The 16,023-nt window shown below is 73.4% G+C and carries 12 protein-coding genes; 6 read left to right on the top strand and 6 right to left on the bottom strand.

The annotated features are described in order from the left end of the window. The first annotated feature begins 24 nt into the window (after positions 1-24). Entirely contained in the window at positions 25-1,467 is a 1,443-nt protein-coding gene (locus QDS12_RS19155) for an aromatic amino acid lyase (protein ID WP_279882077.1), read from the top strand. A gap of 149 nt (positions 1,468-1,616) precedes the next feature. Next, complete coding sequence (locus QDS12_RS19150; RefSeq protein WP_279882074.1) at positions 1,617-2,063, top strand: hypothetical protein; 447 nt, start codon at positions 1,617-1,619, stop codon at positions 2,061-2,063. Between the two features lie 204 nt (positions 2,064-2,267). Here QDS12_RS19150 and QDS12_RS19145 read toward each other — a convergent pair whose 3' ends face one another. From QDS12_RS19145 to QDS12_RS19135, 3 genes are read right to left on the bottom strand one after another with little or no spacing between them, the layout of a single operon-like run. Beyond that, positions 2,268-3,974, bottom strand: coding sequence for a SulP family inorganic anion transporter (locus tag QDS12_RS19145; RefSeq protein WP_279882073.1), 1,707 nt, complete (start codon positions 3,972-3,974; stop codon positions 2,268-2,270). Continuing rightward, positions 3,971-5,701 carry a SulP family inorganic anion transporter gene (locus tag QDS12_RS19140; RefSeq protein WP_279882071.1) on the bottom strand — a complete coding sequence of 577 codons (1,731 nt, stop codon included), beginning with the start codon at positions 5,699-5,701 and terminating at the stop codon, positions 3,971-3,973. The genes QDS12_RS19145 and QDS12_RS19140 overlap by 4 nt, the downstream gene beginning before the upstream one ends. Further along, positions 5,698-6,738: an FUSC family protein gene (locus QDS12_RS19135; RefSeq protein ID WP_279882069.1), complete on the bottom strand. Its 1,041-nt coding sequence runs from the start codon at positions 6,736-6,738 to the stop codon at positions 5,698-5,700. The genes QDS12_RS19140 and QDS12_RS19135 overlap by 4 nt, the downstream gene beginning before the upstream one ends. A gap of 239 nt (positions 6,739-6,977) precedes the next feature. Here QDS12_RS19135 and QDS12_RS19130 point away from each other — a divergent pair, with 239 nt between their 5' ends. Next, on the top strand, positions 6,978-9,086 hold the full coding sequence (locus tag QDS12_RS19130; protein ID WP_279882068.1) for an MDR family MFS transporter: 2,109 nt from the start codon (positions 6,978-6,980) through the stop codon (positions 9,084-9,086). A gap of 27 nt (positions 9,087-9,113) precedes the next feature. On the opposite strand, the gene QDS12_RS19125 is transcribed toward QDS12_RS19130, so the two are convergent. Together QDS12_RS19125 and QDS12_RS19120 are read right to left on the bottom strand one after the other, a co-directional pair. Then, positions 9,114-10,463, bottom strand: coding sequence for a threonine/serine exporter family protein (locus QDS12_RS19125; RefSeq protein ID WP_279882066.1), 1,350 nt, complete (start codon positions 10,461-10,463; stop codon positions 9,114-9,116). 60 nt (positions 10,464-10,523) lie between these two features. Beyond that, entirely contained in the window at positions 10,524-13,112 is a 2,589-nt protein-coding gene (locus tag QDS12_RS19120) for a LuxR C-terminal-related transcriptional regulator (RefSeq protein WP_279882064.1), read from the bottom strand. A gap of 469 nt (positions 13,113-13,581) precedes the next feature. Here QDS12_RS19120 and QDS12_RS19115 point away from each other — a divergent pair, with 469 nt between their 5' ends. From QDS12_RS19115 to QDS12_RS19105, 3 genes are all read left to right on the top strand, one after another. Continuing rightward, entirely contained in the window at positions 13,582-14,076 is a 495-nt protein-coding gene (locus tag QDS12_RS19115) for a DUF1269 domain-containing protein (RefSeq protein WP_279882062.1), read from the top strand. Between the two features lie 74 nt (positions 14,077-14,150). Next, positions 14,151-14,822: a GAP family protein gene (locus QDS12_RS19110; protein WP_279882060.1), complete on the top strand. Its 672-nt coding sequence runs from the start codon at positions 14,151-14,153 to the stop codon at positions 14,820-14,822. Next, the gene (locus QDS12_RS19105; RefSeq protein WP_279882058.1) at positions 14,819-15,022 is read left to right on the top strand and encodes a hypothetical protein; all 204 of its coding nucleotides are present in this window, start codon (positions 14,819-14,821) and stop codon (positions 15,020-15,022) included. Before QDS12_RS19110 ends, QDS12_RS19105 begins: the two co-directional genes overlap by 4 nt. Before the next feature lie 34 nt (positions 15,023-15,056). Here QDS12_RS19105 and QDS12_RS19100 read toward each other — a convergent pair whose 3' ends face one another. Next, a complete protein-coding gene (locus QDS12_RS19100; RefSeq protein ID WP_279882054.1) occupies positions 15,057-16,001 on the bottom strand; it encodes an SUMF1/EgtB/PvdO family nonheme iron enzyme in 945 nt (314 codons plus the stop codon). Positions 16,002-16,023 lie beyond the last annotated feature (22 nt).

Below are 16,023 nucleotides of genomic sequence, written 5' to 3'. Positions count from 1 at the left end.
GTCCGACACCCCTAGGCTGGCGCGATGGAGCTGAGCGAGCTCGCCGACGAGGCGCGCGGACGCCGGGCCGTCGACGCCGTGCTCACCCCGTCTGCTCGGGCGGCGATCGCCGCAGGAGCGGAGACGCTCGAGGCGGCGGCGGCCGTGCAGGCGGTCTACGGGCTCACCACCGGCGTCGGCGCGCTGCGAGACGTCGAGGTCGACGACCGGGCCAGCCAGGGACTGCGGCTGCTCCGCAGCCACGCCGCCGCCTTCGGGCCCGAGCTGAGCGACGAGGAGACGCGCGCGACGATGCTGGTGCGCCTTCACCAGCTCGCGGCCGGCTCCACCGGCGTCACGCCCGCCCTGGCGGAGTCGCTGGAGCGGGCGGTGGTCGCGGGTGCGATCCCCCTGCTGCGCGGTCACGGCAGCGTCGGCACCGGCGATCTCACCGTGCTGGCCCAGCTCGCGCTGGCGCTGGCGGGCGAGGGGGAGTGGCGCGGGACGGGCCGGCCGCCGGCGTCGGTGCGCGTGCGCTCCAGCGAGGCGCTGCCCTTCATCAGCAGCAACGCCATGACCGCTGCGCTCGGCGCGCTCGCGCAGGTCGATCTCGCCGGCCTGCTGCGCGCGAGCGAGCGCGTCGCAGCATTGAGCTTCCTGGCCCTGCGCGGGTCGCCCGAGGCCTACGACGCCCGGGTGTTCGCCCGCCGGGCCGACCCGCACGCCGCCGCCGCGGCCGACCGGATGACCGCCCTCGTCCGGGGTGCGGCCCCGCCGGCGCGGGTCCAGGACCCCTTCGCGCTGCGGACCGTTCCCCAGGTGCACGGCGTGGCGGCCGCCGCGCTCGAGTCGGCTCGGGAGGCGCTCGTGGCGGAGATCGACGCGCCGGCTGAGAACCCCTACCCGCTCGCCGAGCGCGGCGCCGTCCTGCACCACGGCGGCTTCCTCACCCAGCGGCTGGCCGCGGCCTTCGACGCCGTACGCGAGTCGTGGGTCGCCGTCGCCACGCTCGTGCAGGCGCGGCTCGCGGCTCTGGTCGATCCGCGGCTCACGGGGCTGCCCGCGTTCCTGAGCGACGGGGCGCCCGGCAGCTCGGGCCTGATGATCCTCGAGTACGTCGCCGGCGACCTCGCCGCGGACATCCGGCTCCGCACGATGCCCGCGGCACTGGGCCGCACGACGATCTCGATCGGCCTGGAGGAGACCGCGAGCCACTCGACCCACTCGGTCCGTGTCGCACGCGAGCTCGCCGCCCGCCTGCCGGACCTGCTGGCCTGCGAGCTCCTCGCCGCCACCCGTGCGCTGAGGCTGGCGCCGGAGCGTCTGCCCACGGCCGGTGGGGCGGCCGAGCTCGGCCGGGCCGCGCTCGACGGTCTCGCCCAGTCCGGAGGCACCACCCTGGAGGACCACGTCCTCGGCGAGGAGCTTCGGGCGGCTGCCGACCTGGTCGCGTCGGTCGCAGCGGAGGGAACCTCGTCCCGCTGGTGACGACCGGATCCGCGACCGGCCCTGTCTCAGGTCGCGGACCGCGATGTCGGTCGTGCCGATTCTCGGGAAACTCGGTCGAAAGGGCAGTCTTGCTCAGACCGCACGGTGCTGCAGACGGATGGCAAGCGTGCGACGCTCGGGAGAAGGTCATGACCACTAACGCAGACAGGTTCGTCGCCCCGCACGCGGGAGCCGGCGAGGACACCCGCAACCCGGAGGACGGGACGGAGTCGCAGGCGGCCGCCCGCTTGCTCGAGATCACGGCCCGCGAGACCGACCAGTGGCGCTCCGACGCCCGGAGCGAGGCCGCCGCGATCGTGGCCGATGCCCGCAATGAGGCCGCCGCCATCGTGCGGGCCGCCCGCGAGGAGAGCGAGCGGCTCGTGAGCTCGGCGCGTGACAAGGGCGCCGAGATGACGAACGAGGCGCGCGTCGAGGCCTACCGGGTGCGGCAGGAGACGACCGCGCTCCGGAAGCGCCACGAGGAGGACGTCGCCCGACTCGAGCAGGTGGCGACCGAGCACCGTGAGGGGCTGCGGCAGCACCTCACCGAGATGCTCGGCCGGGTCGACGCGGCCGGGAAGACCGGCCAGTAGCTCGATCGCGGTGCGCTCGCGCATGGCCCGGTCACCCTCGGCCGCACGGGTGCGCTGCGTCACATGCTCGGTCCGGCGGCCGGCCCTCCGTCCCGGTTCACGGGCGGCACCGTCCTCGGCGTCGGATCGACGTGAGTGGGGAGAGCTACCTGGACCCGACCGAGGCGGCGGCCGCGCTCTCGCGGGAGTGACGTCTCGCCGGGGTCAGGACGTCGGCTGTCGTGCTTCCACGAGCCAGTCGGTGGCGTCGGCGACGGCGGCCACCGTGGACTCGCCGAGGACCGGCGTCGCGCGGAAGACCTGCACCATGCCGCGTACGTCGACGGCCTGGGTGCGCTGGAAGCGGGCGACGACGTCCTGGTCGACGCCGCTGAGGTAGAGGCGTCCGCCACGGTCGTGGAGGTCGGCGGCGTAGGCAGCGACCACTCCGAAGAACGTCGCGCCGAGGGACGTGCGGCCGCGCAGGCGCAGCACGACGACCGGTCGCTCGGCGCCGGACGCGTCGGGCAGACGAGCCTCGAGCGTGCGCGCGCCGGCGTAGAGCAGGCTGCCGTAGACGTCGAGGACCACCGGTTCGTCATCGGGCAGGACGGCGGGGACCTCGGTCTCGACGAGGTCGCCGTCGTAGGGCTCGAGCCTGACGACGCGGAGGTCGAGCGCGTCCCTGTTGAGCTGCAGCAGCAGCGAGACCAGGACCCCGACGCCGACAGCGGCGGCGACGGGGAGGGCGAGCGTCGCCAGGAACGTGCCGACGAGCGCCACCTGGGACGTGGACCCGGTGCGCAGGACCTCCACGAGGTCGTGCGGGCGCAGCGACATGACGCCGGCGTACATGAGCACCGCGGCGAGGGTCGGCATGACCACGTGGCCGACGATGCCGGCGAACGCGACGAGGATGAGCAGCATCCAGGCGCCGACGAACACCGACGCCCAGCGGGACCGGGCACCGGCGGCCTGGTTCAGCGCCGTGGAGCTGACCGAGCCGCCGACCGGGATCCCGTGGAAGACGCCCGAGGCGACGTTGGCGACGCCCTGGCCGATGAAGTCCACGTTGGCGCGCGACGGGCCGCCGTCCGGGTTGGGTGCCACCTGGGCGACCCCGGCGCCCTGGACGAGCACGATGGCCGCCACGGCGAGCGCGCCGCCGAGAAGCCCGAACGAGAAGTCGGAGAGGTGCGGCCAGGCCAGCGGTGGCACGCCGCGGGGGATGGCGCCCTCGTCGGAGACGCTGGCGACCGAGTCGGCGCCGGCGACGACGGCGACGACGGTCGGGACGGCGACCGCGGCGAGCGAGCCGAGCAGGTCGAACCGGGTGCGGGAGAGGCCGACCATGATGGCGAGGGCGCCCAGCCCGGCCGCGGCCGACGGGGCCCCTATCCCGCTCGGGTGCGTCAGCACGTGCCACGCCTTCCCGACGTTCGAGGAGCCCTCGGACGGTGCTCCGAGCAGGTCGGGCAGCTGCCCGAGGGTGATGTTGACGGCGACACCGGTGAGGAAGCCGAGCATGACCGACCGGGACACGAACCGGACGTAGCGGCCCAGGCGCAGCAGGCCGGCCGCGATCATCAGGACGCCCGTCATCATCGTGAGCAGGACGAGGGCCGAGTCGCGTTGGTCGGCGTGGAGGTCCTCGAGTGCCGACCCGGCCGCCAGGGCGGCCGCCGTCGTGGTGCTGACGACCATGAGCCGGGTCGACGTGGTGAGACCCCCGCCGATCGGACCGGCGAACGCGGCGTAGAGGCCGTAGGCGGGGTTCACGCCGACCAGGACGGCCGAGGCCATCCCGTCGGGCACGGTGCTGATCGCTCCGGGGAGGCCGGCGACGGCGTCCGCGCGCAGGTCGGACGGGCGCGGCCGGAGGCGCCGCCACGTCGACCTGGCCTGGCCGACCACGCGCGCCGGGCGCCTCATCGCACGTACTCGCCGCCGTCGTCGGTCCCGTCGGCCAGTCGTCGGCCGCTCTCCACCCACGCGGTCGCCTCGGCGTAGGCGCGGTCCAGCGCCTCGAAGAACACCGGCGTCCGGGTGACCACGTTCTCCTCGCCGAGCAGCGCGACGAGACCCGTGCGCGTGAACACCTGGAGCAGCACCGGGTCGAGGCCGACGACCATGAGCCGGCAGTCGTGGTCCGCGAGCTGCCGTGCCCGGCGCTCCAGCGACTTCACCATCGTCGAGGACGGCACGTCCGGCAGCGTGCGGACGTGGAAGATGACGACCGCGTGCCTGGCCTGTCCCAGACGCGGCCAGGACTCGTCGAGGCGCTCGATCTCGGCGAACATGCTCACGCCCTCGTAGTGGAGGACGGTGACGGTGCCGGACTCGATGCGCGGTGGTACGTCGGTGGTGCGCCATCGACCGCTGTCGTCCCACTCGAGCGCCCGCAGCCGCGCCTGCCGCTGGGCGTTGATGCAGAACAGCAGCAACGACAGCCCGGCGCCGAGCAGGATGGCGTCCTGCAGCGGCAGCTGGGTGGTGGCCACGAACGTGGCGAGCATCGCCAGCGCGGGCAGCCGGCCGGTCCGGGAGACGAGCTGGATGTCACCGATGCGCCCCACGATCAGCTCGCCCGCGATGACGACGATCAGGCCGCCGATGACCGGCATCGGGATGTGCTCGGCGACCGGTCCCGCGACCAGCACGAGGACGGCCAGCACGATGCCGGCGTACACGCCCGCCCAGCGGGTCCGGGCGCCGGCGCTGGTGGCGACCCCCGTCCGCGACATCGACCCGCCCGTGGGGAGCGCGCGGAAGAGCCCGCCGGCGATGTTGGCGACGCCCTGGGCGGCGAAGTCGGCCGACACGTTGGTCCGGGACCCGTCGGGGTTCGGCACGGCGGCCCCGATGCCGGCGGCCTGGGCGAGCGCGACCAGGGCGACCGCGACGGCTCCCGTCAGCAGCTCCGGAGCGGTCGACAGGTCGGGCATGACCGGGTGGGGGAGCGACCGCGGGATCGCGCCGATGTCGCCGACCTCGCGCACGTCGAGGCCCGTCGCGGACCCGAGGACGGCGACGACCGCGCTCGCGACGACCAGGGCGATCAGGATCGCGAACGGCTCGAGCCGTCGGACGGCCTGGACGGCGAACCAGCAGGCGACGGTGCCGGCGGCGACGAGCGTCGACGCCGCGTCCCAGTCGCCGATGTGCACGAGGGCGTCACCGAGCTTCGCGATCGTGTTGTGATAGCTGGTGTGGTAGTCGGTGGCGTCCTCGATGACGCCCGCGAGGATCTGGATCGCGATGCCGGTGGTGAACCCGGTCATGACGGCGTTGGAGACGAAGCTCATCAACGAGCCCATCCGCAGCAGTCCGAACAGCAGCATGAGTACGCCGACCAGGACCGTCAGCATCGCGATGTTGCCCGGGTCGTCGGGCCGCAGGCCGGCCTGGGACAGGACGCTGTGCGAGGTCAGCGCGATCGCGCTGGTCAGGGTCGTCGTCATCAGCACGGTCCTGGAGAACAGCGACCCGACGGTGGTCGGGACCATCCCGGAGTAGAGGCCCAGCAACGGGTTGAACCCGCCGATCGAGGCGTAGGCCATGCCTTCGGGGATGGAGAACAGGCCGGTCACGAAGCCGGCGACGGCGTCCTGCTTGGTAGGTCGCCCCCACCCTGTCCTCAGGCCAGACCCCATCCTCATGCGCGCCGCCCCGCGTCGGAGTCGGCCGCCGGGCTCGACGAGGAGCGTGCGGCGGCGCGTCGCGTCAACGCCGGCAGCACGACGAAGGTCGCCACGGCGGCCACCGCGATCCCCAGGGCGGTCTCCAGCACCCGCTCCCAGAACCTCTCCTGGGCGTCGGCGGGATCTCGGGCGAGCAACAGGACGAACACCAGGAACGTCGTGAACGTCGGCAACACGTACCACCGGCTTCCGGCCGTCGCGGTCGCGGCGACGCCGACCAGGGCGATGGCGGCGGCGTAGACCCAGGTCGGGGGCCCGACGATCACGAGGAGGCCGGCCGCGGCGGCCCCGATCGCCACGTCGGCGAGGCGGTCGAACGAGCGCATCTCCTGGACCGGCGGGTTGGGCCGCATCACCAGCAGCGCAGCCGCCGGGGCCCAGCCGACGTGCTCGAGGTCCGCGGCGAACCCGATGGCGGCGCAGACCGCGCCGGCGGATCCGGCGGTCCACCCGTACCTGACCATGACACCGGGCGGCGGCAGCGCGGCACCCGCGTGGCCGGCGGCGGCCGGGCCGGTAGAGGCGGTCGGCCATGCGACGGCGACCAGGAGCGACCATGCCGATCCGAGGAGGATGTCGGCCGCGAGCCCGCTGACGGTGTCGGTGCCGGGATAGCTGAACCCGACGGCGAGCAGCGGCAGGCACAGCAGGACGCCGAGCATCGTCGCCGGCCGTGCCAGCCGGTCGACGGCGTACCCCAGGGCGCCGCCGGCCAGGACCATGCCGGCCACCGCCGCGACCGGCCACTGCGCGAGAACGCCGCCGAGGAAGATCGAGACCGCCGCCAGCACGCCGTAGACGCCGAGCCTGAGCCGCCCGGTCCGGCTGGGCGGCAGCGGCAGGGGGCAGACCGGGAGGAGCCCGACGGCGAGACCGGCGGCCAGCTGCACGTCCGAGAACGCCGCCGCGGCCGCCGGGGCCGCGGTGACCAGGCCGCGCAAGGCGTACGACCAGCGCCAAGAGACGCCGGCCGGCGCGTCCGGTGTGCGCGTCACCACGTCCTCCTCGCCAGGGGCAACGAGCCTCGCTGCCTGCCTGTTCGGCCCTCTGACCAGCGTGACCAGTGAACGAGCGCGGCGTGCCGAGCTGGTCACCCGAACCGGGCGAGCCTGGACGCGGGGCGGGGGCCATGGCCCGAAACGGGGGTGTGGCCGCGCTGCCGGACTGCCGAGAGTGCGGAGCAACCCCACCGGTGGGCCGACGCCCACGCACGCCGAGCTCGGGAGGTCTTCAGATGACTGTGGTGGCAGGCAGCGCACCTGCCGCCACCGCGCCGCCCGATCACCTCCTCTACGGCCGGGCCCGCCTGGTCGCGTTCGGCACGGTCGCGCTCGGGATGCTGCTCTCGGCGATGGACTCGACCATCGTCTCGACTGCCCTGCCCACCATCGTCGGTGACCTCGGCGGCGGGAACCACGTGTCGTGGGTGGTCACGGCCTACCTGCTCACCCAGACCGTCTCGGCGGCCGTGGTCGGCAAGCTCGGCGACCAGTTCGGTCGCAAGCGCGTCTTCCAGACCAGCGTCGTCGTGTTCATCATCGGGTCGGCGCTGTGCGGGCTGTCGCCAGGAATGGGATGGCTCATCGGCTCTCGCGCCATCCAGGGGATCGGCGGTGGCGGCCTCACCGTCACGGCCACCGCGCTGATCGCCGACGTCATCCCGCTGCGCGACCGCGGCCGCTACCAGGGCTCGCTCGGCGCCGTCTTCGGGGTGACCACCGTGCTCGGTCCCCTCATCGGCGGCTACTTCACGGACAACCTCTCCTGGCGTTGGGCGTTCTACGTCAACGTCCCCCTCGCCCTCCTCGTCATCGTCCTGGCCGCACGGACGATCCCGCGCGGCGCCGGCCGGAGCGACGTACGGATCGACTGGTGGGGCATGGCGGCGGTCGGCCTCGGCGCGTCGGCGCTCATCCTCGCCACGAACTGGGGCGGCACCACCTACGCCTGGTCGTCGCCGGTCATCATCGGCCTGTTCGTGGTCGGAGCGGCGCTGCTCGGCCTGTTCATCCTCATCGAGCTGCGCACGGACGTGCCGATCCTCCCGATCGACATGTTCAAGGAGCGGGCCTTCGCCGTCTGCTGCGCGCTCAGCTTCGTCGTCGGGTTCACCATGCTCGGCGCGATGACGTTCCTGCCCACGTTCCTGCAGTACGTCGAGGGGGTGAGCGCCACCGCGTCCGGAGTGCGGATGCTGCCGCTCGTCGCGGGCATGCTGGCCACCTCGATCTCCGTCGGCCTCTACGTCAGCCACACCGGCCGTTACAAGGCCTTCCCCGTGGCCGGTGGTCTCGTGATGGCTCTCGGGCTCTACCTGCTCTCGCGGATGGATGCCTCGACGGAGGTCTGGAGGTCGGCTGTCTACATGGTCGTCCTGGGGCTCGGCATCGGCCTGAGCATGCAGGTCCTCACCATCATCGTGCAGAACTCGGTGCCCTACCGGCGCCTCGGCGTCGCCACGTCCGCGGTCACCTTCATGCGGACCATCGGCAGCGCGTTCGGCGCCGCGATCTTCGGCACCCTCTATGCCAACTTCCTCGACCACCGCCTGCCGTCGGCACTCGCGGCTGCTCCCGGCGTCACACCCGACGACCTCGCGACCCCCGAGTCGCTGCACGCGCTCGGCGCGGACGTCATCGCGCCCGTCGTCGACGCCTACGCCTGGGCGCTCGACCGCGTCTTCCTGTGGGCCTCGCCGGTCGCCCTGGTCGCGTTCGTCATCGCGCTACTGCTTCCCAACGGCCGCCTCAGCGACGACCTCCAGCCGGCGGCGGCGGACCTCGGCGAGGGCTTCGGGGCTCCGGACGCGCGACCGGCGGAGGAGCGGATCGCCCAGCGGGTCGCCAACCTGCTCTACCGCCAGGGCCGCGACGGGCTCCTCGAGATGCTCGACCAGGCCGATCTCGGCATCGACGAGGGCCGGGTCTGGGCGCTCGCCCAGGTCCACGGCCACTGCCAGGCTGGTCGTGCGGCGTCGGTCCCCGCCATCGCGCGCAGCCGGCGGGTGCCCACCATCCTCCTGGCGCCCGCGTTCGAGGAGCTGCGCGAGCGCGGCTACGTCGACGGTCCCGCCGACGACCTCCGGCCCACTGCGACCGGTGAGCAGGTCATCGACCGGCTCACCGACACCTTCCGCGCGTGGATCCTCGCCCACCTCCGAGGGGAGGCCACCGAGGCCGAGAGCAGCCGGGCACGGCTCCTGACGGGCGAGGAGGTCGCGGCGGTCGACGCCGTCATCGGGCAGATCGCCGCCCGGCTCGTGCGGGAGGAGGCGGAGGAGCCCCCACCGCTCGTGTCCGTCGGTGCCCACGCGGGCCGAGCGGGGCCGTCCCGTCCGCGCTGAGCCTCCGTCGGCGGGACGTGCGGGCACTCAGATCCCGCGCCAGACACCGGTCGTCCGCCCGACCCGCTCGGACCAGCCGGCGCCGAGCTGGACGCCGACGGCGATGGCAGCCACGGACATCAAGGCGTTGATGAAGTCGCCCAGCCCCGCGGCGGAGTCGGCGCCGACGAGCTCGGTCACGCCCTGCAGACCGAGGGCTCCGGGGACGAGGAGCCAGAACGCGGGCAGGAACGTCACCATCACCGGCGGCCCGCTGGGCCGTGCCTGGACGGCGTACGCCGCGGGAAGCACGACGGCGGCGGCGACCAGGCTGCCGCCGAGCGAACCGAGCGCGGTGCCGGCGATCGTCTGGGTGGCATAGGCGACGTAGAGCACGACCAGGAGCCAGAGGAGGGACCGGCGCGGGGCCGGCGACGCGACGTACTGGCCGACGGCGAAGACCAGCACCCCGACCCACGGCGCCCAGGCGCCCAGCGGGTGGCCGACCGTCTCGTCGCTGCCGGGCAGCCCGGCGAGGGCGACCCCGGTGGCGATGCCGAACGAGAGGAACAGGAGCCGTTCGAGTCCGTAGACGAGGCGCGAGGCGCCGGAGATCATCGAGCCGCCCGACAGCTCGATGGTCGCCATCGTCAGGGCCGCGCCGGGCAGGAACGTCACCAGCGCCGGGATGACGATGTCGAGCGGCCGGGAGTCCACGAGGCCCGAGAACTGGAAGCACACCCAGGTGACGACGCCTGCGGTGACGACCGGTAGCACAGGCTCGAGCGCCGGGTGGCGGCCGGCGAACCAGCGCAGGGATCCGACCAGGAGACCGAGCACGACGTACGCCGGCAGGGCGACTGCCGTCGGGTTGAGCATGAGCCCCAGTCCCGCGGTGAGCACCGCGGTGGCGACGACCGTCAGGACGGGTCCGAAGCGGGGCCGCGAGGCGTGCATCGCGCGGAGTCGGGTCGCCGCCCCCTCCACGTCGAGCTGGTGGTGCCGGATGTCGTCGACGATGCGGTAGAGCTCGTCGATCTGGTCGAGCCGCAGCGTCCGGTTGCTGCTCGGCGCGAAGTCGACCCTGCTCCGCGGGCCGTCGGCGATGCTGACGAAGACACCGGTCGGCAGGACGAAGAAGCGCACACCCGTCGCGGCGTAGGCGTGGGCGACGTCGTCGAGGATGACGGTGACCCGGTCGGCGGCGTCGCCTGCCTCGCACATGGCGACGCCGAGGTTGCGCAACAGCGCGAGCAGCTGCTCGGGGATGGCGGGCGGGGGAGCGATCTGCTCGATCGTGACGCCGTCGGCCGAGAAGCGGCGGTGCAACGCGATGCCGGCACGCCGACCGGTGCGACGGACCCAGTCGGTCACCGGACCCTCGGCGGCGCGTGACACCCGGCCATGGTCGTCACCTGCTCGGTCCGCGGCCTCACCCGCTCTGGGTGACACCACCGGTCAGATGAGGTGGAGCTCCCGGGCGAGCAGGAGCGCCTCCCGGCGTCGCGACACACCGAGCTTGGCGTAGAGGCTGGAGACGTGGCTCTTCACGGTGTTCTCCGAGACGACGAGGTTGGCCGCGATGTCGGCGTACGTCGCCCCGCGCGCCAGGTGCAGCAGCACGTCCCGCTCACGCCCGCTGAGCGTCACGCCCACCGCTGGCATCGATACTCCGCCAGACTCGAGCTCGGCCTTCGTCGAGACGGTGTGCGCGTAGGAGGCAGCCACGTCCGGACGGTCCCGGAACGTCTCCCCGAGGCGGGCCAGCCATGTGCCGGCCGGGGCGTGCATCTGCTCGGCGAGAGCGGTCATCAGCGCACCGGAGCGGGCGCCGTGCCTGACCCAGCCGAGGAACGGGGTCGCGTTGCGTCGCACGCTCGTGGCGACGACGGCTTCGTGGAGGTGCCGGAGCGCCGCGGAGTGGTGGCCCTCGGCGGCCAGCAGCTGGGCATAGCTGGCCAGCGCCAACGACCGCACGGGCGGCTGCCGGCAGGTCGTCCGGTCCGCGGCCAGCACGAACAGGTCGGCGGCAGCCCGGGCGTCGCCGTGCAGGTCCGCGCGCAGGGCGGCGAGGAGTGCGCCCTCGGCCGTCAACCCCAGCCCCACCAGCCGCTGCTCGACGGTGCGCACGCCCGCGGCGTCGCCGGCCAGGAAGGCCAGGAACCCACGCTCCAGCTCGAGCGTCAGCGCCAGGTGGGCGGGCAGCGGTTGGGCGAGAGGGAAGTCGAGCGGGGCCTCGAGGATCGTCTGGGCGTCGGTGACCGATCCGGCGGCAGCCGTGACCCTGGCGTCGCAGATCTTGCTGAGGAACCTCGTGAGCAGGTCGGCCGGGTGTGCAGGTGTCGGCCGGCTGGGTCGATGTGCCGGCACGCCGGTCCAGGGCGGGTCGGTCATGCTCCCGAGCGTCAGCGCCAGCTTGGCGCGCGCGGCTGCGAAGGTGGGCCTCCAGGAGCTCGACTCGTCGACCAGGCGGAGCGCCTCGGTCGCGACCTCGACGCACGTGTGCTCGCGCCCCAGCAGGAACTCGGTCAGCGCGAGGTGTGATGTCGCGGCGATGGCCAGTGCCGGGAGGTTGCGCGTCCGGGTCAGCTCGAGCGCGGCACTGAGGTTGCGCTCCCCGGCGGCCAGGTCACCGACCCAGGTCTGCACGATCCCGAGCTCGGTCAGGAGCTGGGGGAGCATCGCGCGGTCGGTCGCGTGCGTCGCGGCGTGCTGCTCGGCGTCGGCGAGGGACTGGGCTGCCGCGACCGCGTCGGTGAGGTCGGCCAGACCGAGCCGGGCTCGGGTGAGGACCGCCAGGGCCGTCATCAACGGCTCGTCGGCCGCCCGAGCGACGGCGACGGTGCCTGAGGCGTGGATCCGGTCGCTCCAGTGGCGGGCGGTATCGGTGTCGCCGGCCACCCAGCGCTCCGTCAGGACGACCGCCCACGTCTCCGGGTGCGCCTCCACCACGTCGAGGTGGTCGCGCACGAAGCCGGCGATCGGTGCCACCTCGCCGCGGTTGATCATCGCGATCCCGTTGGCGCCCAGGAGCTCAGCGGCCGCCTCGAGCTCGCCGGCCGTGACGAGCCGCCGGAAACCGTCGCCGACCTCGCCACGCGTCAGGTCGAGCATCACCGCACGGCGGACCGTGCTGCGCGCGCGCTCGACGTCCACGCCGCCGCGCGCCAGGCGCCGCCGGACCACCTCCAGCAGCAGCGGGTGGACGCGGAACCGGGCCTCGGGCTCGTCGGCGAGAGGTCCCTCGACGGAGGCCCCGTCGAGGCGGGTGACGAGCAGGCCGGTCACGGCCAGCTGGGAGAGGGTCTCGCCGGCTCCCGTGTCGTGCGTGAGCGCGGTGGCGGTCGCGGCGGTCACGGTCTCCTCGGCGGCCACGCAGAGCAGCAGGTGCCGCTCACGCGGCTGGAGCGACGCGAACACCTCGCTGGCCACCTGGCCGGCGACGCCGCCGGGGTCGCGGGCGTAGTGCCGTGCCGCCGCCAGCGGGTCGGCCGCGGCCCCCACCGCGCGTGCGGTCAGGACGACCGCCGCGCACCAGCCGTGGGCGCGCTCGGCGATCGCGTCGACGACCTCCGGAGCCGTCGTACGCGCGTGGACGGCGACCAGGGCGGCCACCTCGTCGTCGTCGAGGCGGAGCACGTCGCCGCGCAGCACCGTCAGGTGACCGAGGAGCTCGGGAACCGTCTTGGCCAGCGGAAGGTCCCACCTGCTCAGCAGGAGCAAGCGGATCGAGGTCGGTGCGCCGGTCAGGCGCTCGTCGATGAGACCGATCGACTCTGCGGGCAGCTGGTGGGCGTCGTCGACGATCACCAGCCGTGGCCGCTCCTCGGCGGGGTCCTCCGCGAGGACGAGCTGCGACTCGAGGCGGTCGGCGTCCCACGTCGCGTCGGCCTGGACCCAGACCGGACCGCCCTCACCGGCCTGCGCGGCCGCGTTCGCCCACCCCCCGACGCCGACGGTCTTCCCGCTGCCGGCCGGGGCGACGAGCATCGTCACGGATGCGCCCGCGGACGCATCGAGCTGGGCCTGGAGACGACGCCGAGCCACGAACGTCCGCGGTAGGTTCGGGGGCCGCCCACCAACACGTCCGAGAGCACGGCCGAGAGCACGGCCGCCTGCCGAGCCACCTCCCGGTTTCTCGTCTGAGCTCTGGCTGTTGCCTGGACCCGGCGCCGTCGTGTGCAAGGACCCTCCCCCTCGCGAGCGGTCACCGCCTCGAACGACGCCCACTTCGTCGCTCGCTCAGCGGAGAATGTGATGTGGCTGTTGCGTGTCCCTCCGGTAGTGCGCGTCGTCGTCTGTCCGTCGCTTCCCTACACCGGGTTCCCTCCCGATGCAGGGAACGGTAACGCAGCCCTCAGCAAACGGCCACCGACCATCCGCGGGCCGGGCGCCCGGCGCTCCACGCCTCGCCGTTCACCGTTTCCGGGTGACCCGGGCATGCCGGTGGCAGGGGAGGGTGACGGCGGGTTCGACCCGCGGACCGCTCCCACCGACCGACCCGAAGGAGCAGCTCATGCCCACGCTCACCGTGTGGAAGTTCGACTCGCCCGGCGGCGCCGACAACGCCGAACGGAAGCTTCTCGATCTCGCCAAGCAGGACCTCATCAACGTGATCGACGCGGCCACGGTCTCCTGGGAGCAGGGGAGGAAGAAGCCCAAGACCCGCCAGCTCGCCTCGCCCACCGGCGCCGGCGCTCTCGGAGGGACGTTCTGGGGACTGCTGTTCGGCCTGATCTTCTTCGTCCCGCTGCTGGGCGCGGCGATCGGCGCGGCGACAGGAGCCCTCGCCGGCTCGCTCGCCGATGTGGGCATCGACGACAACTTCATCAACCAGGTCCGTGACCGGGTCACCCCCGGTACCTCCGCCCTGTTCCTGATGAGCTCGGACACCGTCGTGGACAAGGTGAAGACGGCGTTCGGCGAGGGCGAGAGCGGCGAGCTGATCTTCACGAACCTCAGCGACGAGCAGGAGGCCGCGCTGCGCGCGGTCTTCAGCGACGCTGCCTGAGCCGTCTCACCCGGCGGAGCATCACGGCTCCGTCACGAGCGAGCCGCGTACGTCGACCGAGGGACGTGAGATGGATGGATGAGGTGATCGGGGAGCTGCTCCCGCTCGCGCTCGGGGTCGCCATCTCACCCGTGCCGATCATCGCCGTCATCCTCATGCTGCTCGCGCCGCGCGCGAAGGTCGCGGCCTGGTCGTTCCTGGCGGGGTGGGTGGTCGGCATCGTGGCCGTCCTCGCCGTGGTCTCGGTCCTCGTCGGACCGGTCGACGACGGTGAGGGCGGCCCGTCGGCAGTGTCCGCGTGGATACGCGTCGGCCTCGGGGTGGTGCTGGTCCTGCTCGCCGCGAAGCAGTGGGCGTCGCGACCGAAGGCCGGGGAGCCGACCAAGCTGCCGGCGTGGATGTCGGCGCTCGACCGCATCACGCCCTGGAAGGCCGGCGGCCTCGGAGCCCTGCTCTCCGGGCTCAACCCGAAGAACCTCGTCCTGTGTGCCGGCGGGGGAGTCGCCATCGGCTCGAGCGCCCTGCCCGCCGGGGAGGCCGTCATCGCCGGTGCCGCCTTCGTCGCCATCGCCGCGGCCTCCGTCGCAGCCCCGGTCCTCGGCTACACGCTGGCCGAGAAGCGGATGCGCGACGTCCTGGACGAGCTGCGCGACTGGCTCACCGACCACAACGCGGCGGTGATGACCGTGCTCCTGCTGACCATCGGCGTGACCAGCATCGGCAAGGGCATCGGCGGGCTGTCATGAGCAAGCTGTTCATCCGCGTCGAGGCCGAGCTGTGCGACGAGCTCCTCAGCGCCTTCCCTCACCTCGTCCCGCGTCGCCACCCGGTCTCCACGACGCTCACCGGTGACCTCGTCGACCAGGAGGAGCTCCAGGGCGTGCTCAACCTGCTCGACACCCTCGGGTTCGCCGTCGTCGAGGTCGTCACCATTCCCGACCCCTGATCCGCGACTCCCGCCGACGCCGGTGGGCGGTCGCTCACGCCAGGGTGCGCGAGACGCAGCGGAAGCCGACGTGGGACGTGCTGTCCTTCGCCCCGTGCCCCTGCCGGGCGGCGGGGCGGTAGCGCTGGCAGTAGTGCGGCGAGCAGAGGTGGGAGCCACCCTTGGTGACCATCCGGTCCGTCTCGCCGAGGGCCGGCCGCAGCGAGGCGCCACAACAGGTGGTCACCGGGCCGGTGCTCAGGTCCTCGCTCGGGCCGGCGTGCGACGGGGTCCACCGGGTCCGCGTCCATTCCCACACGTTCCCGATCATGTCGAACAGGCCGTAGCCGTTCGCGGGGTACGACGCCACCGGGCTCGTCCGGTGGTGACCGTGCGGGTCGTCGCTGCGCCAGGGGAACGGGCCCTGCCACGTGTTGGCCAGGATCTGCCCGTCCGGGTGGAGCTGCGTGCCCCAGGCGTAGTCCTCCGGCTCTCCGGCGCCGCGGGCGGCGTGCTCGAACTCGGCCTCGGTCGGCAGGTCGAGGCCGGCCCAGGCTGCGTAGGCGGCGGCGTCCTCCCAGCCGACGTGGACGACCGGGTGGTCGGGCACGTCCCGCCAGTCGGAGCCGGGACCCTGCGGCGCGCGCCACGAGGCCCCGGGCTGCCACCGCCACCACACCGTCCAGTCGTGCAGGGAGACCGGTCCGTGCGGCTGGGTGAACACCTGGGAGCCCGGAACCAGCAGCTCCGGGTCGGCGCCCGGGAAGTCGTCGGGATCCAGCGCGGACTCGGCGACCGTCACGTGGCCGGTGGTGGCGACGAACGCCGCGAACTGGGCGTTCGTCACCGGGTGCTGCTGCCACCACACGTCGCCGACCACGACCTCGACGACGGGCCGTTCCTCGGGGTAGAACCGCACGCTGCCCATCGACGTGTGCCCGCCGGGCACCCAGATGAGCTCGTCGGCGTCCGGGGCGCGCTCCGGAGCCCGATGCGGCATGGCGCTCATGGTCCCTCCCGGG

Origin of the sequence: Nocardioides sp. CER19 (assembly GCF_029846275.1) — a bacterium.
Taxonomy (GTDB): domain Bacteria; phylum Actinomycetota; class Actinomycetes; order Propionibacteriales; family Nocardioidaceae; genus Nocardioides.
This window is presented reverse-complemented; position numbering and strand designations above follow the sequence as displayed.

Coding starts and splice junctions, on each gene's coding strand:
- QDS12_RS19155 (WP_279882077.1), top strand. CDS start 25: ATGGAGCTGAGCGAGCTCGCCGACGAGGCGCGCGGACGCCGGGCCGTC.
- QDS12_RS19150 (WP_279882074.1), top strand. CDS start 1,617: ATGACCACTAACGCAGACAGGTTCGTCGCCCCGCACGCGGGAGCCGGC.
- QDS12_RS19145 (WP_279882073.1), bottom strand. CDS start 3,974: ATGAGGCGCCCGGCGCGCGTGGTCGGCCAGGCCAGGTCGACGTGGCGG.
- QDS12_RS19140 (WP_279882071.1), bottom strand. CDS start 5,701: ATGAGGATGGGGTCTGGCCTGAGGACAGGGTGGGGGCGACCTACCAAG.
- QDS12_RS19130 (WP_279882068.1), top strand. CDS start 6,978: ATGACTGTGGTGGCAGGCAGCGCACCTGCCGCCACCGCGCCGCCCGAT.
- QDS12_RS19115 (WP_279882062.1), top strand. CDS start 13,582: ATGCCCACGCTCACCGTGTGGAAGTTCGACTCGCCCGGCGGCGCCGAC.
- QDS12_RS19110 (WP_279882060.1), top strand. CDS start 14,151: ATGGATGAGGTGATCGGGGAGCTGCTCCCGCTCGCGCTCGGGGTCGCC.
- QDS12_RS19105 (WP_279882058.1), top strand. CDS start 14,819: ATGAGCAAGCTGTTCATCCGCGTCGAGGCCGAGCTGTGCGACGAGCTC.
- QDS12_RS19100 (WP_279882054.1), bottom strand. CDS start 16,001: ATGCCGCATCGGGCTCCGGAGCGCGCCCCGGACGCCGACGAGCTCATC.